Source organism: Nissabacter archeti (genome assembly GCF_018257325.1).
GTDB lineage: Bacteria > Pseudomonadota > Gammaproteobacteria > Enterobacterales > Enterobacteriaceae > Chimaeribacter > Chimaeribacter arupi.
The window spans coordinates 91,759-113,213 of the sequence record NZ_JAERKB010000015.1 but is presented as its reverse complement, the minus strand read 5'-3'; the positions used below and the strand labels follow the sequence as shown (position 1 = coordinate 113,213).

General features: G+C 59.9%; 18 protein-coding genes. 4 read left to right on the top strand and 14 right to left on the bottom strand.

Annotated elements, in window-relative coordinates:
* Positions 1 to 77: 77 nt before the first annotated feature.
* The 6 genes from ubiB to JK232_RS19545 all read right to left on the bottom strand — a co-directional run bounded on the left by ubiB (position 78) and on the right by JK232_RS19545 (position 7,010).
* A complete protein-coding gene (gene ubiB, locus JK232_RS19570) occupies positions 78 to 1,712 on the bottom strand; it encodes a ubiquinone biosynthesis regulatory protein kinase UbiB (protein WP_072931423.1) in 1,635 nt (544 codons plus the stop codon).
* A complete protein-coding gene (gene ubiJ, locus JK232_RS19565) occupies positions 1,709 to 2,317 on the bottom strand; it encodes a ubiquinone biosynthesis protein UbiJ (RefSeq protein WP_072931421.1) in 609 nt (202 codons plus the stop codon). The genes ubiB and ubiJ overlap by 4 nt, the downstream gene beginning before the upstream one ends.
* Positions 2,318 to 2,329: 12 nt before the next feature.
* Positions 2,330 to 3,085, bottom strand: a complete 756-nt coding sequence (ubiE, locus tag JK232_RS19560; protein ID WP_072931419.1) for a bifunctional demethylmenaquinone methyltransferase/2-methoxy-6-polyprenyl-1,4-benzoquinol methylase UbiE — start codon at positions 3,083 to 3,085, stop codon at positions 2,330 to 2,332.
* Between the two features lie 122 nt (positions 3,086 to 3,207).
* Positions 3,208 to 4,767 carry a DNA recombination protein RmuC gene (rmuC, locus tag JK232_RS19555; RefSeq protein ID WP_212589602.1) on the bottom strand — a complete coding sequence of 520 codons (1,560 nt, stop codon included), beginning with the start codon at positions 4,765 to 4,767 and terminating at the stop codon, positions 3,208 to 3,210.
* A gap of 335 nt (positions 4,768 to 5,102) precedes the next feature.
* Complete coding sequence (gene udp, locus JK232_RS19550; protein WP_072931415.1) at positions 5,103 to 5,864, bottom strand: uridine phosphorylase; 762 nt, start codon at positions 5,862 to 5,864, stop codon at positions 5,103 to 5,105.
* An 804-nt stretch (positions 5,865 to 6,668) separates the two neighbouring features.
* Complete coding sequence (locus tag JK232_RS19545; protein WP_165698511.1) at positions 6,669 to 7,010, bottom strand: hypothetical protein; 342 nt, start codon at positions 7,008 to 7,010, stop codon at positions 6,669 to 6,671.
* Position 7,011: 1 nt separating this feature from the next.
* Here JK232_RS19545 and JK232_RS19540 point away from each other — a divergent pair, with 1 nt between their 5' ends.
* Positions 7,012 to 9,585 carry an autotransporter family protein gene (locus JK232_RS19540; RefSeq protein WP_212589601.1) on the top strand — a complete coding sequence of 858 codons (2,574 nt, stop codon included), beginning with the start codon at positions 7,012 to 7,014 and terminating at the stop codon, positions 9,583 to 9,585.
* A gap of 174 nt (positions 9,586 to 9,759) precedes the next feature.
* A complete protein-coding gene (locus JK232_RS19535) occupies positions 9,760 to 10,593 on the top strand; it encodes a dienelactone hydrolase family protein (RefSeq protein ID WP_212589600.1) in 834 nt (277 codons plus the stop codon).
* Positions 10,594 to 10,705: 112 nt separating this feature from the next.
* Here JK232_RS19535 and metE read toward each other — a convergent pair whose 3' ends face one another.
* Positions 10,706 to 12,997 (bottom strand): 5-methyltetrahydropteroyltriglutamate--homocysteine S-methyltransferase, encoded by a 2,292-nt coding sequence (metE, locus tag JK232_RS19530; protein WP_212589599.1) that lies wholly within the window; start codon positions 12,995 to 12,997, stop codon positions 10,706 to 10,708.
* A 105-nt stretch (positions 12,998 to 13,102) separates the two neighbouring features.
* Here metE and metR point away from each other — a divergent pair, with 105 nt between their 5' ends.
* Positions 13,103 to 14,059: an HTH-type transcriptional regulator MetR gene (gene metR / locus JK232_RS19525; protein WP_072931407.1), complete on the top strand. Its 957-nt coding sequence runs from the start codon at positions 13,103 to 13,105 to the stop codon at positions 14,057 to 14,059.
* On the opposite strand, the gene JK232_RS19520 is transcribed toward metR, so the two are convergent.
* Complete coding sequence (locus tag JK232_RS19520) at positions 13,944 to 14,843, bottom strand: carboxylate/amino acid/amine transporter (RefSeq protein WP_101829357.1); 900 nt, start codon at positions 14,841 to 14,843, stop codon at positions 13,944 to 13,946. The two genes, metR and JK232_RS19520, sit on opposite strands and share 116 nt — an antisense overlap.
* Before the next feature lie 198 nt (positions 14,844 to 15,041).
* Between JK232_RS19520 and JK232_RS19515 the strand changes: the two genes are divergently transcribed.
* Positions 15,042 to 15,329, top strand: coding sequence for a DUF2756 domain-containing protein (locus JK232_RS19515; RefSeq protein ID WP_101829356.1), 288 nt, complete (start codon positions 15,042 to 15,044; stop codon positions 15,327 to 15,329).
* Positions 15,330 to 15,342: 13 nt separating this feature from the next.
* On the opposite strand, the gene JK232_RS19510 is transcribed toward JK232_RS19515, so the two are convergent.
* The 6 genes from JK232_RS19510 to ugpB form a co-directional block, all read right to left on the bottom strand.
* Positions 15,343 to 16,299 carry an AEC family transporter gene (locus JK232_RS19510; RefSeq protein ID WP_212589598.1) on the bottom strand — a complete coding sequence of 319 codons (957 nt, stop codon included), beginning with the start codon at positions 16,297 to 16,299 and terminating at the stop codon, positions 15,343 to 15,345.
* A gap of 95 nt (positions 16,300 to 16,394) precedes the next feature.
* A complete protein-coding gene (ugpQ, locus tag JK232_RS19505; RefSeq protein ID WP_072931400.1) occupies positions 16,395 to 17,138 on the bottom strand; it encodes a glycerophosphodiester phosphodiesterase in 744 nt (247 codons plus the stop codon).
* On the bottom strand, positions 17,138 to 18,211 hold the full coding sequence (locus JK232_RS19500; RefSeq protein WP_072931397.1) for a sn-glycerol-3-phosphate import ATP-binding protein UgpC: 1,074 nt from the start codon (positions 18,209 to 18,211) through the stop codon (positions 17,138 to 17,140). The genes ugpQ and JK232_RS19500 overlap by 1 nt, the downstream gene beginning before the upstream one ends.
* A gap of 3 nt (positions 18,212 to 18,214) precedes the next feature.
* A complete protein-coding gene (gene ugpE, locus JK232_RS19495) occupies positions 18,215 to 19,060 on the bottom strand; it encodes a sn-glycerol-3-phosphate ABC transporter permease UgpE (RefSeq protein ID WP_072931395.1) in 846 nt (281 codons plus the stop codon).
* Entirely contained in the window at positions 19,057 to 19,944 is an 888-nt protein-coding gene (gene ugpA / locus JK232_RS19490; protein WP_072931393.1) for a sn-glycerol-3-phosphate ABC transporter permease UgpA, read from the bottom strand. Before ugpA ends, ugpE begins: the two co-directional genes overlap by 4 nt.
* A 15-nt stretch (positions 19,945 to 19,959) precedes the next feature.
* Complete coding sequence (gene ugpB / locus JK232_RS19485; protein ID WP_212589597.1) at positions 19,960 to 21,294, bottom strand: sn-glycerol-3-phosphate ABC transporter substrate-binding protein UgpB; 1,335 nt, start codon at positions 21,292 to 21,294, stop codon at positions 19,960 to 19,962.
* Between the last annotated feature and the right edge of the window lie 161 nt (positions 21,295 to 21,455).

Below are 21,455 nucleotides of genomic sequence, written 5' to 3'. Positions count from 1 at the left end.
AAGGAATGTCGCTAAACAGTGCCGCATTATACGGCACCTTCTTACGCTTTCTTACTCAAACACGTTCTTGCTTCACTTCATTTACCGCTGCGTTGCCAGCCCACTATCCAGGTGACAATCCCGGCGGCCATCAGCCAGGCGGGGTAAACCTCTTCCTGGCCGAGCAACAGCAGCGTACCGCTCAACAGCAGGGTGGCGCCAATCCCGAACAGATACCGTGACTGGCCGCTGCGGACCCGGTGCTCACGCATCTCGGCCGACAGCTTCTCAACGCTGTGGTGCAGCTGGCGGTGACGTTGCAGGCTCTCAAACACCAGATCCGGCAACTCAGGCAGTTTCTCTGTCCAGAACGGGGCTTTCTGTTTGAAGGCCCGGATCATGGCCGGCAGGCCAACCTGATCACGCAGCCACTCTTCCAGGAACGGCTTGGCGGTGGTCCAGAGATCGAGCTGCGGGTAAAGCTGACGCCCCAGCCCTTCCACATAGAGCAGCGTCTTTTGCAACAGCACCAGCTGTGGCTGCACTTCCATATTAAACCGACGGGCGGTGTTAAACAGGTTAAGCAGCACATTACCAAACGAGATATCTGCCAGCGGCTTCTCAAAGATCGGTTCGCACACCGTCCGGATCGCGAATTCGAAATCCTCGACGTTGGTATCCGGCGGCACCCAGCCGGAATCCACATGCAGCTCTGCCACCCGCCGGTAGTCGCGGTTAAAGAAGGCGATAAAGTTTTCCGCCAGGTAGCGCTTGTCTTCTTTGTTGAGCGAGCCGACGATGCCGCAGTCAATGCCGATATAGAGCGGGTTGGCCGGGTGCTCGTAACTCACAAAAATATTGCCGGGGTGCATATCGGCATGGAAGAAGCTGTCGCGGAACACCTGGGTAAAGAACACCTGCACGCCCCGCTCTGCCAGCAACTTCATGTTGGTACCCTGCGCTTCCAGCGCCGGCACATCCGACACCGGGATGCCGTAAATCCGCTCCATCACCAGCACGGTTTCCCGGCAGTAGTCAGAGTACACTTCCGGCACATACAGCATATTGCTGCCTTCGAAATTACGGCGTAACTGGATGGAGTTGGCGGCTTCACGCAACAGGTTCAGCTCGTCGAGCAGGGTTTTTTCATACTCCCGCACCACTTCCAGCGGGCGCAGGCGGCGGCCGTCCGGCAGCAGCCGCGGCAGCCAGCCCGCCAGCCGGTTCATCAGGCGCATGTCGGCCTTGATCACCGGCAGGATGTCCGGGCGGATCACCTTCAGCACCACCTCTTTGCCGTTCTCCTTCATGCGCGCGGTATGCACCTGCGCGATAGAGGCCGAAGCGAGCGCCTTCTCATCAAACTCATCAAACCATTTTTCCAGCGGGCCACCGAGGGCAGCCTCGATGTGGCGACGCGCCTGGCGGCCGTCAAACGGCGGCACGCGGTCCTGCAACAGGGCCAGCTCATCGGCAATCTGCGGCGGGAACAGATCGCGGCGGGTAGACATCATCTGCCCGAACTTGATCCAGACCGGCCCCAGCTCCTGCATGGCCAGCCGCAGCCGTACCCCCAATTGCTTGTCATGGTGCCGGTTCGGCATCCAGAACAGCAAGCGGCGGCCAACACGCAGCGGAAGGGTTAAACGCATCCGGGGGATCAGCTCATCCAGCCCATAGCTCAGCACAACACGTATAATCAGATAGAGGCGACGCAGTTCACCTGGGGTCATGGCTTCGTCTCCATAGCGTTGATGCGGGCGTCGAGCTTGTCCAGCTCGCGGGCCAGCGCATCGACTTCTTCATTAAACCAAACAATTTCCAGCGGGGCCGGGGCGAGTTTCCACTCCTCCGTCAGCACTTCGCTGAGGTGCCCCTGCCGGCGCACCAGCGCCGAACGGAACCGTTGTGCGCCCTTCCACAGTGACTGTGAAATGCCTTGCGCAGCGATATCACCGAGGTAAGGGGCGAGCAGATCTGCCGGTTCCCACTCTGCCATATCCAGCAGGGCCACCAGTTGCTGAACGACCTGCAAATCGCCGTCAACAATCAGTTCACCCTGGCGCATCAGCGGCGACAGTTGCTGGCGGTCACGTAATTTCATCAGCACGCCCAGGCGGGTTGAGACGGTGCAATCCGCCTCGCCGGCCCATTCCCCGACGACGTCGGCCTGGCGTTCGCTGAAGATCAGGGTGAGGGGCGTGTCCAGCTCCTGAAGCCGGATGCGCAGGATCTTGCCGGCCAGCCGCAGGCGGGCGGCTTTCATGCTGGGTTCACGGTAGAGCAGCCGGTTCAGGGCCGTTTCCAGCCCTGCCGTCAGTAGCGGGGTTAACAACATGGCATTACCCCGTCAGAATTTGAAACCGCGATGTAAGGCAACAATGCCTCCGGTGAGGTTGTGGTAGTTGACGTTGTCAAACCCGGCATCACTCATCATGCCCTTCAGGGTTTCCTGATCGGGGTGCATCCGGATCGATTCCGCCAGGTAGCGGTAACTGTCGGCGTCTTGCGCCACCAGCTCACCGATGCGCGGCAGCAGGTGGAAGGAGTAGGCGTCATAGGCTTTGTTCAGCGGCTCCAGTACCGGTTTGGAGAACTCCAGCACCAGCAGGCGGCCGCCCGGCTTGAGCACACGGAACATGGAACGCAGCGCCTTCTCTTTTTCGGTGACGTTACGCAGGCCGAATGAAATGGTAATGCAATCGAAGTAGTTGTCCGGGAACGGCAGCGCCTCGGCGTTGGCCTGCACATAGCTGACGTTGCCGACCACGCCCAGGTTGCGGAGTTTTTCGCGGCCCATTTTCAGCATGGAATCATTGATGTCCGCCAGCACGACCTCGCCCTTGTCACCCACCAGACGGGAGAATTTCGCCGTCAGGTCACCGGTGCCGCCTGCCAGATCCAGCACTTTCTGCCCACGGCGCACGCCGCTGCAATCGATGGTAAAACGCTTCCAGATACGGTGGATGCCGAACGACATCAGGTCGTTCATCAGGTCATATTTCGCCGCCACGGAGTGGAAGACGTCTGCCACCATGCCCTCTTTTTCATCTTTAGCCACGGTGCGGAAACCAAAGTGAGTGGTTTCCTGAGTCTGATCTACCATGTTTTATGCCCGCTTTTCAGTCAATCTCATGGGGGTGAGGCGTGGCCCCACCCCGCCGGTGTCCCCGCCGTGCCGGCAGGGGTCGCTTCAGTTATCGTGCTAACGTATGCAGTGCTAACGTATTAAGGGTACTGCTCATTAATGGAGGTTTTTTCAGGAGGGAAGAAGCCTGCCGGCTGATCTTCCTGCGGCTCCTCCTGCTCCGGCAACACGCTGTCGGGCGCATCCTCTGCCCTGGCCGTGGCGGCAAGCGCCGGGCTGATAGGCCGTTTAACTTCAACGCCCATCGCCCGGAAACCTTCAACTTGTCCTATAAGGTTACCACGCCCTTGCGCCAGTTTGTTCATTGCCAGCCGATAACTTGCCTGCGCCTTGTCCAGGCTCTGGCCCATCGACTCCATGTCATCCACGAATAAGCGTAATTTGTCATACAGCCGGGCGGCGCGCTCTGCAATGCGCTGCGCGTTCCGGCTCTGGTGCTCATAGCGCCACAAATTGGTGATGGTGCGCAGGGCCACCAGCAGGGTGGTCGGGCTGACCAGCATAATATTGTGCTGCAGCGCCTCGTTAATCAGCTCCGGTTCGCGGTCGATCGCCAGCAGGAAAGCCGGCTCCACCGGAATGAACATCAGTACATAATCCAGGCTGCGCAAGCCGGGCAGTTGCTGGTAATCCTTACGGCCAAGCAGGCGGATGTGGCCGCGCAATGAACTGAGGTGCTCGCCCAGCGCGATCTCCCGTTCGGCATCGTCCGTGCTGTTGAAGTAGCGCTCGTACGCCACCAGCGACATCTTGGCGTCAATCACCACATCTTTTTCCTGCGGCAGGCGCACAATCACGTCCGGTTGCATCCGGCTGCTGCTGTCCACACGGATACTGACCTGGGTTTCATACTCATACCCTTCACGCAGCCCGGAGGCTTCCAGCACCCGGCTCAGCACCACCTCACCCCAGTTGCCCTGGGTTTTGTTGTCCCCTTTCAGGGCTTTGGTGAGGTTAATCGCCTCCTGCGCCATCTGCGCATTCAGCTGCTGCAAATGGCGGATCTCATGGGCCAGCGTATGGCGCTCACGCGCTTCCTGCCCGAACCCTTCCTGTACCTGACGGCGGAAGCCATCCAATTGTTCGCGCAGCGGCAGCAACAGCCGGTCAAGGCTCTGTCGGTTTTGCTCATCCACCCGGCGGCCATTCTGTTCAAAAATGCGGTTGGCCAGCTGTTCAAACTGCGCATTCAGCCGCTGCTCGCTGTTCATCAGCAGCCGCTGTTTCTCTTCCGCCGCCATCCGCGTCTCTTCCAGCCGGATGGTGACCTCACGCAGCTCCGCCTCCTGCGCGCTGTTGTTTTCACGCTGGGCGCGCAACTCCTGATCAAGCTGTTCGCATTCACGGCGCCAATGCGCCAGTTGCTGCGCCTTCTCCTGCCCGGCCGCCACCTGGCTGTGGAGCGTGCGCAGCTCCAGCTCATTGTCACGCAGGCGCTGCTGGCCCTGTTGCACCTGCGCCAGCAGCGCCTGTTGTGCGCTTTGTGCCTGTGCCAGTGACTGCTCCAGCAGGCGCAGGGCGGTGTCATGCCGGGCCTGTTGCTGCTGTTGCCGCACCCCGGCCAGCAGCCAGCCACCCCCGACGCCCACCAGACAGGCCACCAGACAGGCCACCAGGCTGTACATTATGCTGATATCCATGCTTGTTCCGCTGTGAAACGCTGATAGCCTGCCACGTTAAGGAAAGCGCCCTCCCCTGTCCAGCAAGGTTTGGTACGCTGCGTAATGCCTCGCAAAAAGCCTCTGCATCAGCCTGCCATCACAGGAACCTGACAGGATACGCCGCCCTGAACCACCAAGCCCGTAACCTTGCGTAAACAAAGATAAACTTTTGTATAACAACCGGGCCGCCGTGTGACCGCTCTGCCTGCGCCCCCGGCCACGCATGGACTCTGAACTGACCTTATCAGATCCCTCGGGGGAATAAAAAAAGGGGCCGCCAATGCGACCCCTTTTCAGACTACAGGCAGTGCCGGTCAGAGCAGACGGCGGGCAGCTTCCACCACGATTTTCACCGCGTGGCTCTCTGTCTGCTTCATGGTTTCCGCGTTCGGGATCTCCTGCTGGGTGCGGTTTACGATAACCCCAGCCACCATCCCGGCGCGCAGACCCTGGCTGGCGCACATGGTCAGCAGCGTTGCGGATTCCATCTCGTAGTTCATCACGCCCATCTCCTGCCACTCTTGCATCGATTCTTTGAAGCGGCGCACCACGCGGCCGGAGAAGGTGTCATAGCGCTCCTGGCCTGGGTAGAAGGTGTCAGACGAGGCGGTCACACCGATGTGCGTGGTCGCACCCACGGCTTTCGCGGCGTCGACCAGCGCGGTGGTGCAGGCGAAATCAGCCACCGCCGGGAACTCCATCGGGGCGAAGTGCAGGCTGGCACCGTCCAGACGGACTGCGGCGGTGGTCACCAGCACATCACCGACATTAATGTGGTTCTGGATGGCGCCGGTGGTGCCGATACGCAGGAAGGTACGCACACCCAGCTGCGCCAGTTCTTCGACGGCGATAGAGGTGGACGGGCCGCCGATACCGGTAGAGCAGACGATCACAGGTTTGCCGTCCAGCTCCGCACGCCATGACGTAAATTCACGGTGAGCCGCCAGCTTGACCGGGTTCTCCATCAGTCGGGCAATTTTTTCCACCCGCTCCGGATCACCGGGAACGATGGCCAGCGTGGCACCTTGCAGGTCAGCCTTGGTCAGGCCAAGGTGAAAAACGTCAGATTTGGACATACGGAACTCCTGTTAACGATTCATTTCCGAAAGGAAGAGAAAGGGACTTTACTGAAATCCGGGGCTGCTTTTTGTGATGAACATCACTTACACCACAGAGAACATGCATCAGCTACAACATTTATGTGATGGATTTCACAGTAAAACCCATTATTGCGCTGATTATAAGCGACTGCACCTCATCTTGTCCTGCTTTACTCTGCCCCCTCAGGCAGCGCCCTGCCTTGCGCCAAACCTAAAAGGTAGCACCTTTCCGGTAAAGGATAACCCTCATTGCCGGAGGCAGGCGGTAAGTCCGTTTTATTTCACGCCGGCTGCCCGTTTCTCTTTGGCATTTCCTCCCACGTCTTTATAAAAAACATCCAGAAAATACTCTCTATTTTCTTATTCCTTTCTGTTTTTTTCTTATTAAAGCAGCTTGGTTTTAACGCTATATATAATTAAGTTTTAATAAAGTCATTTTAAAGAATAAATAAATATTTAGACGTTTTATTAGTTCATAGAATTGCGAGTTTCCTCACTTTTCTAATTAACTAAAATGTATAAAGGATGACATACATTGAAAAAGCTCAACACAACACGTACCCCCTTATCCTCTGGTATTATTAAAGCATTTCCAATCCTTATTGTTATGGCCGGTGGATTCGGTGTTTCCTCTTCTTTTGCTATGTCAATTAATGATCAAGGAGTTGATGGCAGTTACCCTATCTATGCTAATGGGAATTCAGAAACTGATCATACTGCTGATATTTACTATGCCGGAGGTCTTGTTATAACAACTACGGGTAAAGCTTCTCACGGGATTTATGCATTAGACGGCGGTAAGGTTTTTGAACGTAACCCATCAACCGTAGACATTATAATTAATGGTGAGGGTGCCCACGGTATATATGTTGAAAATGGCAGCATCATTGATTTATTAAGTCCGCTTTCCATTGACACTTCAAATAAAGACGCCTCAGCCCTTTTTATCACCGGCGACAATAACAGCGTTAACATCGCGTCAACCGCTACGCTGTCTACGCTGGGGGAGAACAGCGCCGGCATTAACATTAACGGCAATAAAAATATCGCCACATTTGACACGCTGGCGGCCACCACCGCTGGTGCAAACAGCGCGGCAGTGACGCTGACCGGTGACAACACGATGTTTACCGTGATGTCAGGCACCACCCTGGCGACGGAAGGCGAACACAGCGCGGGCATCGCCATTAACGGCAAAGAGAATATCGCCACGTTCGACACGCTGGCGGTCTCGACAACAGGCGCGAACAGTGCGGCGGTGACGCTCAGTGGCGACACCAACACCTTTGATGCCGCGGCAGAGACGTCCCTGACGACACAGGGTGATAACAGCGCCGGGGTGGCGATTAACGGCCCGGGGAATACCACCACCTTTAACCAGCTCGCGGTCACGACAACAGGCGCGCGCAGCCATGCCCTCAGTGTGGCCGGCGCGGGGAGCAGCCTGAGTGCACAAGGCGGCAGCCTGATTACCGGCGGGGAGAATGCTTATGGCGTCCTGGCCGCAGAGAGTGCCGTGGTTACCCTGACCAATACCGACATTATCTCGGCGGGAGCGGACGCGGGCGGGGTGCTGGCCACCGGCAACAGTGTCGTCAACCTGACCGGCGATGCGGCCACGCTGAATACCGTAAAAAGTACCGGTGCAAGTGGGGCCACGCTGGCAGCCAAATCTGGCGCACAGATCAACATCAAAAATATGCAGGTGCTCACTGAAGGTACGAAAGACCAATCGTTATTTATCAGCACCCAGGCGGCTGTCCACGGTGAAAATATTCAGATAGCTAATCACGCTGACAGCGTATCGACGTTGCATTTCTATCAACAGCAAAGCGTCGCTGCCGATCAGCAAGGCGGCACCTTAACCCTGAAAGACTCCACCGTGACCAGCGATCAGGCGAAAACAGCCCTGTATGCTGATGGCGGTCACTGGAATGCCACGTTCGACCACACCGACCTGACCGCCAGCCAGGGCACGGCGATTTATGTCGCCAACGATCTGACGGCGGCCAAAGAGGCGGAGTTACAGGCGCAATCGGCCACTCTGGCGTTTACCGCAAAGAACAACAGCACCCTCAACGGCGACGTCATTGTCGAGGCGCAGGACACGCTCGCCAACGCCCTGACCATGAACCTGCTGGATTCCACCTTTAACGGCGCGTCCCAGGGCAACATCGACCTGTCGGCCGAAAACAGCACCTGGAACATGTCCGCATCGTCGACGGCAAATTCGCTGGCGCTGAATAACAGCCGCGTCTATTTCTCCCCCGAGGGGGATTACAAAACGCTGACCACCCAATCGCTGTCCGGCACCGGGGATTTTTACCTGAATACCGAACTCAATGAGGGCGGCACCAACAGCAAAACCGACAAGATTATTGCAGGCACTGCGGATGCCGCCGGTGATTTTACCCTGCATATCAATGGCCGCGGCAAGGGTGCCTACACCGAAGGCAACGGCATTGAGGTCGTCCAGATTCAGGACAGCAGCCATACCCATTTCACCCTGGGTGACACCGTCAGCATCGACGCCTTTGATTATTACCTGTTTGAAGGCGGCAAAGACGGCGCCGCAGACACCGCCAATGACTGGTATCTGCGGGCTGAGTTTGTGGAGCCGGATCCCAATGACGGCGGCAACGGCGATAATGACGGCAACGGTGATAACGACGGCAACGGTGATAACGACGGCAACGGCGATAACGACGGCAACGGCGATAACGACGGCAACGGCGGCGACGCCTCCCCGAAACTGTACCGTGAGGAAGTCCCTGGTTATATCGTGACCCCTTATTTGAACCTCTATTACGGTTTGCAAACGGTCGGCACGCTGCATGAACGCATGGGCGATGCCGAACAGTACGCACGTAACTACAACAACCTGGCCTGGGCGCGCACCGGCGGGGATAACACCTCGTTCAATGCCGGGCGCTTTGGTTATGACACCCACGCCTGGTTCGCGCAGTTTGGTAAAGATCTCTATCAGGATGAGCTGGACAACGGCACCCGTGTGCATGGCGGCGTGATGGTGACACTCGGCCATCAAAGCAGTGATGCGCAAGACCAGGAACGCTCACGCGCGAATAAAAAGGTCATGACCGGTGCCGTCAATACCGATGCCTACAGCCTCGGCGGCTACTACACCCGTTACGCGCAGGACGGCGGCTATATCGACGCGGTCGGCCAGTTCACCTACTACCGTAACCAGTATGAAAGCCGCTACAACGCCCGGCAGGACAGCGTCGGCACCCTGCTTTCGCTGGAAGGCGGCAAACCGTTTGGCGTCAGCGAGAACTGGAAAATTGAGCCGCAGGGCCAGCTGGTGTATCAGTACCTGGTCGGCGAAGATTTCAGCGATGCCGTTTCTGACGTCTCCGGCACCCACAGCAGCGCGCTGACGGCGCGGGCGGGCGTGCGCCTGTTCCGCGATCAGCAGGAAGACAAGCACACTGAGACGTTCAAACCTTACCTGACGGCAGACATCGTGCATAACGTCACGGATGCCCCGACAGTACGGGTCGGCAGTACGGACGTTCAGGCCGATCTGGCGACCGACTGGTGGCAGACCGGGGCGGGCTTCACGGCGAAAGTCAGCGAAAACACCTGGTTCTATGCCGATGCGCAATATATGAAAGGCTTCAGTGACGATATGGAAGGCTATGTCGCTCATATCGGTATTCAGGGAAGTTTTAAATAATCATTTCCTGATAATGTGACCCATCCGCGCCTCAGGGCGCGGATTTTCTTTATGCCACAGAATGCCCTTGCCTGCTCTGCTCCCGCCACGTATTAGTATCCCGCTTACCATTCTGATTTTATTTCCTATAGTTAATGCTGCGCAGCGCTACTCAATTACTATGCGGAGACCGCAATGAAAACCAACGAACATCTGACCCAGCAGGCCACCGGCGGTTTTGCACCCGCTGTCGCACCTGTCGCCTCGACGACCCGCCACACCGACGATCAGGGTTTACACACCAGCGAAACCACCATTCCGACCCAGGGTGAAAATATGCCGGCGTATCTGGCACGCCCGGCGACAGCCTCCGGCCCGCTGCCGGTGGTGCTGGTGGTGCAGGAGATTTTCGGGGTGCATGAACATATCCGCGATCTCTGCCGCCGGCTGGCGAAAGAGGGCTATCTGGCGATTGCGCCGGAGCTCTATTTCCGCCAGGGCGATCCGCAGCAGTACGCCACCATTGATGAGCTGCTCAGCAAGCTGGTGAGCAAAGTGCCTGACCAGCAGGTGCTGGCGGATCTGGACCACACGGCGCACTGGGCAACCCGCCACGGCGGCGAGGCCAACCGGCTGGCGATCACCGGTTTCTGCTGGGGCGGGCGCATCGCCTGGCTCTACGCCGCCCATAACCCGCAACTGAAAGCCGCCGTCGCCTGGTACGGCAAGCTGGTGGGCGAGAAATCCCTCAACCAGCCGAAACACCCGGTGGACATTGCGGTGGATCTCAACGCCCCGGTGCTGGGGCTGTATGGCGGGCAGGACAGCGGCATCCCGCAGGACACGGTAGAGACGATGCGCCAGGCGATCCGCGCGGCCAACGCCACCGCCGACATTGTGGTCTACCCGGACGCCGGGCACGCGTTTAACGCCGATTACCGCCCGAGTTACCATCAGGAAGCCGCCGAAGATGGCTGGCAGCGGATGCTGACCTGGTTCAAACAGTACGGCATGGCAGGAGCCGGCTGATTCACCGCCATGAAAAACGCGCCGTGCTGCCTACGCGTCGGCATGGGAAAACCGGCCGGTAATCCGATCAAAAAAGGGCGCATCTGCGCCCTTACGTTTGCCCACACTCCCCTTACTCTGCGCCTTCCCCCTGTTCCGCCCGCAGGCGCCGGGCGGCTTTCACCATGTTCGCCAGGGCCTGGCGGGTTTCCGGCCAGCCACGGGTTTTCAGGCCGCAATCCGGGTTCACCCACAGGCGTTCCGCCGGGATAGTCTGCGCGGCTTTGCGCAGCAGTGCTTCAATCCATTCCACGCCCGGCACGTTCGGCGAGTGGATGTCATAGACGCCGGGGCCGATTTCGTTCGGGTAGGCGAAGGCGTTGAACGCGTCCAGCAAATCCATATCTGAACGCGAGGTTTCGATGGTGATCACATCGGCATCCAGCGCGGCGATGGACGCCATGATGTCATTGAACTCGCAATAACACATATGGGTGTGGATTTGCGTTTCATCCCCGGCCACCGCGGCCGTGAGTTTGAATGCCTCCACCGCCCAGGCGAGGTAGTCCTGCCAGTCGGCACGGCGCAATGGCAGCCCCTCGCGCAGGGCCGGCTCATCAATCTGGATGATGCCGATGCCGGCGTTTTCCAGATCCGCCACTTCGTCACGCAGTGCCAGCGCGATCTGTCTGGCAATCACCTCACGGGAGACATCCTCACGCGGGAAGGACCAGCAGAGTATGGTCACCGGGCCGGTCAGCATCCCTTTGACCGGCTTGTCAGTCAGGGACTGGGCATATGTCGCCCACCCGACGGTGATCGCCTCCGGGCGGCTGATGTCACCGATGATCACCGGCGGCTTCACGCAGCGGGAGCCGTAGCTCTGCACCCAGCCGTTCTGGGTGAAGACGAAGCCGTCCAGATGCTCGCCGAAGTACTCCACCATGTCGTTACGCTCGGCTTCACCGTGCACCAGCACATCCAGCCCCAGGCGCTCCTGCTCGGCAATCGCCTGCCTGATGTGCCCGCTGATGCCGGTGCGGTAGTGGTTGCTGTCCAGGCGGCCCTGTTTGAAGTCCAGGCGCAGGCCGCGGATTTCCGGGGTCTGCGGGAAGGAGCCGATGGTGGTGGTCGGCCAGGCAGGCAGGTTAAATCTGGCGCGCTGTTTTTCAGCCCGGATCGGGTAGGCGTGCGGGCGCTCGCTCTCCTGGGCGGTGATCGCCACCAGGCGTTGGCTTACGGCGGCGTTATGCACGCGCTTAGAGTCACGCCGCGCGCGGATCGGCGCGCTGTACGCAGCCACCTCCTCCAGCGTTGCCTGATCGCCCTGGTTCAGGGCGCGGGTCAGCAGGGCCAGCTCACCACATTTTTGCAGGGCGAAGGCGAACCAGCTTTTTACTTCCTCATCCAGCCGGGTTTCCACGCTCAGGTCGATCGGGCTGTGCAGCAGGGAACAGGTGCTGCCGAGCCACAGCGTACGCGGCCCCCCCGCCAGCGGTTGCAGGCGATCCCGCCAGCGGCTGAGGTCAGCACGCCAGACGTTGCGGCCGTTGATCACGCCCAGCGAGAGCACCCAGTCAGCGGGCAGCACGTGGTTCAGCGCCGCGATGTCATCATGCCCTGCCACCACGTCCACATGCAGCCCCTGCACCGCCAGGTGGCGGATTGTCTCAAGGTGATGGCCGATGCTGTCGAAATAGGTGGTCAGCAGCAGCTTGACCCGGCCGTTCAGCGCGGCATAGGCGGGTTTGAACGCGTCCCGCCAGGCGGACGGCAGCTCCAGCACCAGCGCCGGTTCATCAATCTGCACCCACTCAATGCCGCGTTTAGCCAGTTCGGCCAGCACCTGCTGGTAGACCGGCAGAATCTCGTTCAGCAGCGAGAGGCGGTCGAACGGCTCACCTTTGACTTTGCCGAGCCACAGGTAAGTTACCGGGCCAAGCAGCACCGGTTTCACCGGGTGGCCCAGCGCCAGCGCCTCATCCACTTCCTCCAGCAGTTGCGTCCAGGTCAGGGCAAAACGCTGGCCTTGATGGAATTCCGGCACGATGTAGTGGTAGTTGGTGTTGAACCATTTGGTCATTTCGGCCGCCGCCGCCGGCTCACCGGCCGGTGCCCGGCCGCGGGCGATGCGGAACAGGGTGTCCAGATCCACCTTACCGGACGCGTCCTGGTGGCGCGGCGGCACGTTGCCCAGCAACAGGCTGGTGGTCAACACATGGTCATACCAGGCGAAATCCCCCACCGGCAGCAGATCGACCCCGGCATCGCGCTGTTGCTGCCAATGGCGGGCGCGCAATTCACGACCCACAGCCAACAGGTCTTCCTGCGTTGACGTGCCGGCCCAGTAACTTTCCTGTGCTTTTTTCAGTTCACGACGCAAGCCAACGCGTGGAAAACCCAGAGTGTGGTTCAGAATTGTCATGGTCAAATTCCTCATTTAGCCGTCCAGATGTTTACACATCCATAATCCGCAGGTACTGTATAATCCACAAGCGCAAAATATTCACTGTCACTGTGAAGGACTCTCATGATCGAACTTAAACACTTACGGACGTTGCAGGCGTTGCGGAATACCGGCTCGCTCGCCGCCGCCGCCGCGCAGCTCCATCAGACGCAATCGGCGCTGTCGCACCAGTTCAGCGACCTGGAGCAACGGCTGGGGTTCCGGCTGTTCGTCCGTAAGAGCCAGCCGCTGCGCTTTACCCCGCAGGGGGAGATTTTGCTGCAACTGGCGGAACAGGTGTTGCCGCAGATCCAGCAGGCGCTTCAGGCCTGCCATGAGCCGCACCAGACCACCCTGCGCATCGCCATTGAGTGCCACAGTTGCATCCAGTGGCTGACCCCGGCGCTGGACAACTTCCGCCAGCGCTTCCCGCAGGTGATCATGGACTTCAAATCGGGTGTGACTTTTGACCCACAACCCGCGCTGCAACAGGGCGAGCTGGACGTGGTGCTGACGTCAGACATCCTGCCGCGCAGCGGGCTGCATTACTCACCGATGTTTGATTTCGAGGTACGGCTGGTGCTGGCCCCGGATCACCCGCTGGCAACCAAAGCGCAGATCCTGCCGGAGGATTTAAGTGACGAGACGCTGATGATCTACCCGGTGCAGCGCCAGCGGCTGGACATCTGGCGGCACTTCCTGCAACCGGCGGGGGTCAGCCCGGCGCTGAAAAGTGTGGATAACACGCTGTTGCTGGTTCAGATGGTGGCGGCACGCATGGGCATTGCCGCGCTGCCGCACTGGGTGGTTGAGAATTTTGAGCGTCAGGGGTTAATCGTGACCAAGACGCTCGGCAGTGGGTTATGGAGCCGGCTGTACGCGGCGGTACGCGAAGGCGAGCAGCGCCAGCCGGTCACTGAGGCCTTTATTCGTTCGGCGCGCCAGCACGCCTGCGATCATCTGCCGTTTGTGAAGGACGCGGCGCGACCCAACGCCGGTGCACCCAAAGCGACGCCATTATCACTGCACCTCCCAGAATAAAGCTCGGCCAGTGGGGCTGCTGTTGCCAGATCGCCAGATTGACCAGCAGCCCGGCCGGGACGTGAAAGTTGTTCATAATCCCCAGCGTGCCGGCATCCACCTGCGTTGCCCCCACGTTCCACATGAAGTAGCCCAGCGCGGACGCGCCAACCCCCAGCCAGATCAGGATGCCCCATTGCAGGTGGGTGGTTGGCAGCTTATGCGGATTACCGAACAGCACCCACGCCACAATCGCGCATAACACTGCACCGATGTAGAACCAGGAAAACGCCGTATGTTGCGGCATCGGCCGCGTTTCCATCAGCCGCTTATAGCCGACCTGCCCGATGGCGAAACAGAGGTTCGCCGCCTGCACCAGCAGCAGCCCGATCACAAAATGCTCGCTGATGTGGTCGTAACGGATAATTGCCGCGCCGACCACCGCCAGCAGCGCGCTGAGGGCATACCCCATACGCACGCCGCGCCCGCTGATCAGGTCATAAATCAGCGTCACGTAGAGCGGTGTCATCACGGTAAACAGCAGGAATTCCGGCACCGTCAGGTAGAGGTACGCCTGGAAGCTGATCAGGTACATGATGCCGAGCTGCATCGCCCCGACGCCCATATAGAGCAGCAGCGTCGAGGCTTTATGGCCGCGCCAGCGCAAAAACGGCAGGAATACCAGCGCGGCCAGCACCAGCCGCACCAGCACAGAAAAGACGCTGTCCACCTGCCCGGCCAGGTACTCGCCAATCAGGCTGAAGGAGAACGCCCACAAAATGGTGGTGATAATCAGTAAAAACACAGTGATTGTCGCTATCAAAGGGAAAAGGGGATTGTAACGGATACGCGCGCGTAAAAATTCCCGAAGATGGTTTACGTGTGATTATTATTTACACAAACAGACAGGCCTTTACCGGCCGGATCACGCACAGCCCTGCCGGGATGGCATACACTGAAAGGGTAGGAAGGCAACGCCCGAGACGGGCAATGGAGAAGCAACATGAAAAAAATGACCCTGATCGCCTGTGCACTGGCCACCGGCCTGATGGCCGGCAGCGCCGTGGCAGACGCCCTGAAACCGCTGTCGCCGCAGCAACGCCAGCAGCAATTGCTGAATAACCCGGCGCAGCGCAACACCCAGCAGCGGATGCAGACCAACCAGCAGTTGCAGCAGCGCCAGCTGGAGATCGATCGCCAGACCAGCGCCCAGCAGCAGAATCAGCAGTTACGCACCCAGATGCAGACCGATCAGCAGCGGATCCAGCAGAACCAGCCCGGCAGCAAATAACCCGCGCAGGGCGTCAGATACGGACGCCCAGCATCGTCAGAATCAACGGCGTGGTGATGCCCGACAGCGCCGTGGACATCACCAGGCTGGCCGCCGCCGGCCCGGCCAGCACGTTGAACTGGCGTGACATCAGGTACACATTCACCCCGACCGCCATCGACCCGAGCAACACCACCACGCGGGTTTCCATTGCCGGCAGATCCAACGCCACCGCCAGCAGCCAGACCACCAGCGGCTGCACCAGCAGCTTCATCACACAGATGGCGGAACTGAGCCGCCAGCCGTCCCGCACCCGGTACTCTGCCAGCCCCATGCCCAGCACCACCAGCGACAGCGGCGCGGCACTCTGCCTGAGCATCGACACCGGCTGGTCGATGATATGCGGCAGCGGCAGGCGGGTCAGGCTGAACAGCGTGCCGGAGATAATGCCGATAATCAGCGGGTTGGTAAGCACACTGCGGGCGGTTTTGGCGAAGCCCGCCAGCGTCGGCGAGCCGTTGCGCGCCCACTCAATGGAAATGGTCACCAGCGTCCAGAGGATCAGGCCGTTGAATACCAGCACCAGCGCCACTGACGGCACGGCGGCCTCGCCCAGCATCACGGTGGCGATCGGCAGCCCCAGCATCACGTTATTGGAAAAGATGCCGCCGAGGGCAAACACCGAGCCGGAGATGCCGTCCAGCCGGAACAGGTGCTTTGCCAGCACCCGGCCCAGCACAAACACGATCAGGCAACTGCCGAAAAAGGCGATAAGCAGGCGGGCATCCACGGCGGGGCGTTGGGTGAAATCACACATCATGCGGAACAGCATCGCGGGCAGCGCGACGGAGAACACCAGGCGGGTCAGTGCATCGGTAAAAGCGGTGGGCCATTTTCCCCAGCGGATCAGCCCATATCCCAGCACAATCAACACAAATAACGGCACCGACAGCAAAACCTGATGCCACAGCGACAGCATAAAAGCAGGCATGACAATCCTTGTGTAAAGGCGGACGCCAGACGGTGCAGGCCCCGGAAGTGAGTGACGGCGGCCTGCGTATTGTTAGGCGACTCTTGATTTGCCTGCTACGTAAAGTCCGCGCCCATCAAATCTATCCGGTCAGTACAGATGCAGTCAACGCCCCAGCTGAGCAAAAGTCGCGCACGTTCCGGGCTGTTGACGGTGTAGACCAGGATCCGCAACCCGGCGGCTTTCAGTGCCTCAGTGCGTGCCTGCGTCAGCGCCTGGTGGTTGATATGCAACGACACGCAGGCCAGTTGGGTGGTCAGCGCCTGCCAGTGCTCGTCCCACTCATCCAGCAGCAGGCCTCGCGGCAATTCCGGCACCGCCCGTTGGGCGGCGGCCAGCGCCCCGACGGAGAATGACGAGAGCAGCGGCGGCACCGGCTGCCCTTCCCACAGCAGCCGCGCAGCCGACGCCACCACTTTGCCCGTCTCCTCCTCGGTGCCGGTGGTGGGTTTGATCTCGATGTTCGCCATCAGCCCATGCTGCGCACAGCGATCCGCCACTTCCGACAGCAGCGGCAGTTTTTCGCCGCGAAAGGCGTTGCTGTACCAGTTGCCCGCGTCCAGCGTCACCAGTTTCTCCCACGGCAAGTCGCCCGCCACGCCCCAGCCGTTGCTGGTGCGATCCAGCGTGTCGTCATGCAACAGGAAAATCTGGCCGTCCTGCGCCAGTTTCACATCAAATTCAATCATCCGGTGGCCGAGGCGCACCCCGGTTTCAATCGCCGCCAGCGTATTTTCCGGGGCCAGCGAACCGCCGCCCCGGTGCGCCACGATGCGTGGGTATGGCCAGTCTGTTGTCATTATTCCATCCGTAATCCATCAGCCGTATCAAAGAAGTGTAGCGCCTGCGGCGGCAATACCAGCGACAGCATAGAGCCGACCGCCGGGCAGTGCTCATGGGAGAGCCGCACCACCATGCTTTGCCCGCCCCACTGGCCGTGGGCGAGGTTATCCGCCCCCAGCCGCTCCAGCGTCGCCACCTTCAGCGGCAGGCCGCGCGTGTTGCCGTCTGCCAGCTGAATATGCTCCGGCCGGATGCCCACGGTCAATGCCCGCCGGCTCCAGGCCGGGCGCACTTCCGGCAACGCCAGGGCGGTGCCGTCCGCCAGCAGCAGCGCGCTGCCCTCGGCATCCACCTGCCCTTCCAGCAGGTTCATCGCCGGTGAGCCCATAAACCCGGCGACGAAACGGCTGGCCGGACGCTGGTAGATCTCCGACGGCGTGCCGATCTGCTCCGCCACCCCTTTGTTCATCACAATCACCCGCTGCGCCAGCGTCATCGCCTCGACCTGGTCATGGGTGACGTAGAGGCTGGTGGTGCGCAGGCGGCGGTGCAGTTGTTGCAGCTCCAGCCGCATCTGCACCCGCAATTTGGCATCCAGGTTCGACAGCGGCTCATCAAACAGGAACACCGCCGGTTCGCGCACAATCGCCCGCCCCATCGCCACCCGCTGGCGCTGGCCGCCGGACAGTTCGCGCGGTTTGCGCTTGAGCAGCGGCTGGAGTTCCAGAATGCGCGCCGCCTCTTCGACCTTTTCTGCAATCTGCGCTTTGCCGAGGCCGCGGATTTTCAGGCCGTAGGCCATGTTGTCAAACACGCTCATGTGCGGGTAGAGCGCATAGTTCTGGAACACCATCGCGATGCCGCGATCTTTCGGCTCCAGATCGGTCACGCGCCGCCCGCCGATATAAATATCGCCGCCGCTGGTGCGTTCCAGCCCGGCAACCATCCGCAACAGCGTGGATTTTCCGCAGCCGGAGGGGCCGACCATCACAATAAATTCGCCGTCGGCCACATCCAGATCAATCTGGCGGATCACCGGGGTTTTGCCGTCATAACTCTTGCTGACCGCCTGCAATTTCAGATTCGCCATTACTCACTTCTCACTGTCAACCAGACCACGAACAAACCAGCGCTGCATCGTCAGCACCACCACCAGCGGCGGCAACAGGGTCAGCAGCATCGCTGCCATCACCTGGTTCCACTGCGTGACGCCATCGCCCAGCGAAATCATGCTTTTGATCCCGGCGACGGCAGTGCCCATTGAGGCGTCACTGGTGATCAGAATCGGCCACAGATACTGGTTCCAGCCATAGATAAAGGTGATCACAAACAGCGCTGCCAGGTTGGTCTTCGACAGCGGCAGCACCACATCCCAGAAGAAACGCATCGGCCCTGCGCCGTCGATCCGCGCCGCTTCCAGCAGCTCATCCGGCAGCGTCATAAAGAACTGGCGGAACAGGAACGTTGCGGTGGCAGAGGCCATCAGCGGCAGCGTCAGGCCGGTATAGCTGTCCATCAGATGCAGCCCGGCCATCACCTCCACCGTCGGGAAGATCCGCACTTCCACCGGCAGCATCAGGGTGAGGAAAATCATCCAGAAAAACAGGCTGCGCAGCGGAAAACGGAAATAGACAATCGCGTAGGCCGAGAAGATCGACACGCTGATTTTGCCCAGCGTAATCACCAGCGCCATCACAAAGCTGTTGAACAGCAGCAGGCTGAACGGCGCACTGTGGCGGCTGACCCCTTGCGTCCAGATGGTGCTGATGTTCTGCCACAACTGGCTGCCGGGGATCAGGGTCATCGGCACCTGAAATACCTGCTGGTTATCCAGCGTGGCCGCCACAAAGGCCACATAGAGCGGGAACAGCACCACCAGCACGCCGAGCAGCAGCATCACATGGCAGAAAATATCCAGACCTCTCCGGTTTTCGATCATTGGTAACGCACCTTACGCTCGACAAAGCGGAACTGGAGTACCGTCAGCCCAATCACCAGCAGCATCAGCACCACCGATTGCGCCGCGGAACTGGCCAGATCCAGCCCGGCAAAGCCCTCACGGTAAATCTTGTAGATAAGCGTGGTGGTGGCCTGCACCGGCCCCCCGGCAGTGGCTGCGTCGATCACCGGGAAGGTATCGAAGAAGGCGTACACCAGGTTGACCACCAGCAGGAAGAAGCTCACCGGTGAGATCAGCGGCAGCACCAGGTTGAAGAAACGCCGGACCGGCCCGGCGCCGTCAATCGCCGCCGCCTCCACCAGCGAGCGCGGAATGGATTGCAACGCCGCCAGGAAAAACAGGAAGTTGTAGCTCACCTGTTTCCAGACTGACGCCACCACCACCAGCGTCATCGCCTGCCCGCTGTACTGAGCGTGGTTCCAGTCATAGCCCAGGGTGCCCAGCCAGTGGCTGATAAGCCCCATACCGGGGTTGAACAGGAACATCCACAGCACCGCGGCCACCGCCGGGGCGACCGCATAGGGAAGGATAAACAGCGTCTGGTAAATCCGGCGCGCCCGCAGCACACGGTCAACCATCGCGGCCAGCAGCAGCGAGATGATAAGCCCGCTTACCGCCACCAGCCCGCTGAAGATAAGCGTGGTGGAGAACGATTCCAGATAGGTGTCGTCCTGCCACAGGGCGCTGAAATTCTCCAGCCCGACGAACTCGCTGGAGATGCCGAACGGATCGAGGCGCTGTACCGAGTACCACAGCGCCTCCCCCGCCGGCCAGATAAAGAAGATCACGGTAATCAGCAGTTGCGGCAGCACCAGCACATAAGGCAGCCAACGGCTGTGGAAACCGGGGCGCGACAGGGACATCAGGCGATCCTTGTGTTACTTGGTGGAGGATTCGAACCGGCGCAGCAGCACGTTGCCGCGCTGTACGGCGGAATCCAGTGCCTGTTGCGCGGTTTTCTTGCCGGTCCAGACGCTTTCCAGCTCCTCATCCACCACAGTACGGATCTGCGGCATGTTGCCCAGGCGCAGGCCGCGGGTGAACGGTAACGGCGGCTTGTTCAGCATCTGGCGGGTGGCGGTGTCCGCCCCTGGGTTTTTCTCATAGAAGCCCTGCTGGCGCGTTAGCTCGTAGGCGGCGGTGGTGATCGGCAGGTAGCCGGTTTTCTGGTGCCACTCGGCGGCGATCTCCGGCTGGGTCAGGAACTGCATGAACTGCGCCACGCCTTTGTAAGTGGCGGCATCTTTGCCGTTCATCACCCACAGGCTGGCCCCGCCGATGATGGCGTTCTGCGGTGCGCCTTTCACGTTGGCGTCATACGGCATCATGCCGACGCCATAGTTGAATTTGGCGTAGTGGCGGATGTCCGCCAGCGAGCCGGAGGAGGCGGTGGTGATGGCGCAGTCGCCGTTGTAGAACTTGGCGGTGGACTCATCTTTGCGGCCAAAGTAGGTGAAGCCACCTGATTTGTTCAGGTCAGCCAGCATCTGGATGTGCTTGACCTGCTCCGGCTTGTTGAATTCCAGCACTGCGTCCGTGCCGTCAAAGCCGTTGTTTTTGCTGGCGACCGGCAGCCCGTGCCAGGCGCTGAAGTTTTCAATCTGGATCCAGCCCTGCCAGCCGCTGGCGTAGCCGCACTTCATGCCGGCCTCACGCAGTTTGGCGGTGTAGGCCGCCAGATCCTGCCAGGTTTTCGGCGGCTGCTCCGGGTCAAGCCCCGCTTTCTTGAAGGCGTCTTTGTTGTAGTAGAGCACCGGCGTGGAGCTGTTGAACGGCTGGGAGAGCAGGTGGCCGCTCTTGGCATCGGTGTAGTAGCCGGACACCGTCGGCACGAATACGGATTCATCGAACGGCAGGCCCGCGTCGCTGAACACCTGATAAACCGGTTTAATCGCTTTGCTGGCCATCATGGTCGCGGTGCCGACTTCATACACCTGGAGAATGGCTGGGGCGTTGCCGGAACGGTAAGCGGCGATCCCGGCCGCCAGGCTCTGCTCATAGTTCCCTTTATAAACCGGCACAATTTTCACGTCCGGGTGGGCCTGGTTGAAGCGATCTGCCAGCGAATCGACTTCCACGCCCAGCTCGCCTTCCATCGAGTGCCAGAACGGAATGGTGGTCACGGCCAGCGCGTGGGTGCTGTAAGAGAGCGCCAGTGCCGTACAGAGGGCAGCGGTTTTAAGGCGGGGTGAAAAGGTAAGGGAAATAAACATGCCTGTCTCCTGAAAAGGGGGGGTGTACGGCATGGCGAGGTAAACCCCTCATGCATGAACACATTTTCGAAACCGGGAGCTAACATGACACGATAAAATGATAGAAAAATAACCGTTAAATGACAATAAAATGACAGGTGAATGAAGTGAGAGTGACGGGC

Excerpts from the sequence above, each read along its gene's own strand:
- ubiE (WP_072931419.1), bottom strand. The coding sequence starts at position 3,085 with ATGGTAGATCAGACTCAGGAAACCACTCACTTTGGTTTCCGCACCGTG.
- JK232_RS19510 (WP_212589598.1), bottom strand. The coding sequence starts at position 16,299 with ATGCCTGCTTTTATGCTGTCGCTGTGGCATCAGGTTTTGCTGTCGGTG.
- ubiB (WP_072931423.1), bottom strand. The coding sequence starts at position 1,712 with ATGACCCCAGGTGAACTGCGTCGCCTCTATCTGATTATACGTGTTGTG.
- JK232_RS19540 (WP_212589601.1), top strand. The coding sequence starts at position 7,012 with ATGTTTACCGTGATGTCAGGCACCACCCTGGCGACGGAAGGCGAACAC.
- rmuC (WP_212589602.1), bottom strand. The coding sequence starts at position 4,767 with ATGGATATCAGCATAATGTACAGCCTGGTGGCCTGTCTGGTGGCCTGT.
- ugpB (WP_212589597.1), bottom strand. The coding sequence starts at position 21,294 with ATGTTTATTTCCCTTACCTTTTCACCCCGCCTTAAAACCGCTGCCCTC.
- ugpQ (WP_072931400.1), bottom strand. The coding sequence starts at position 17,138 with ATGACAACAGACTGGCCATACCCACGCATCGTGGCGCACCGGGGCGGC.
- metR (WP_072931407.1), top strand. The coding sequence starts at position 13,103 with ATGATCGAACTTAAACACTTACGGACGTTGCAGGCGTTGCGGAATACC.
- JK232_RS19500 (WP_072931397.1), bottom strand. The coding sequence starts at position 18,211 with ATGGCGAATCTGAAATTGCAGGCGGTCAGCAAGAGTTATGACGGCAAA.
- ugpA (WP_072931393.1), bottom strand. The coding sequence starts at position 19,944 with ATGTCCCTGTCGCGCCCCGGTTTCCACAGCCGTTGGCTGCCTTATGTG.
- metE (WP_212589599.1), bottom strand. The coding sequence starts at position 12,997 with ATGACAATTCTGAACCACACTCTGGGTTTTCCACGCGTTGGCTTGCGT.
- ugpE (WP_072931395.1), bottom strand. The coding sequence starts at position 19,060 with ATGATCGAAAACCGGAGAGGTCTGGATATTTTCTGCCATGTGATGCTG.
- udp (WP_072931415.1), bottom strand. The coding sequence starts at position 5,864 with ATGTCCAAATCTGACGTTTTTCACCTTGGCCTGACCAAGGCTGACCTG.
- JK232_RS19535 (WP_212589600.1), top strand. The coding sequence starts at position 9,760 with ATGAAAACCAACGAACATCTGACCCAGCAGGCCACCGGCGGTTTTGCA.
- JK232_RS19515 (WP_101829356.1), top strand. The coding sequence starts at position 15,042 with ATGAAAAAAATGACCCTGATCGCCTGTGCACTGGCCACCGGCCTGATG.
- ubiJ (WP_072931421.1), bottom strand. The coding sequence starts at position 2,317 with ATGTTGTTAACCCCGCTACTGACGGCAGGGCTGGAAACGGCCCTGAAC.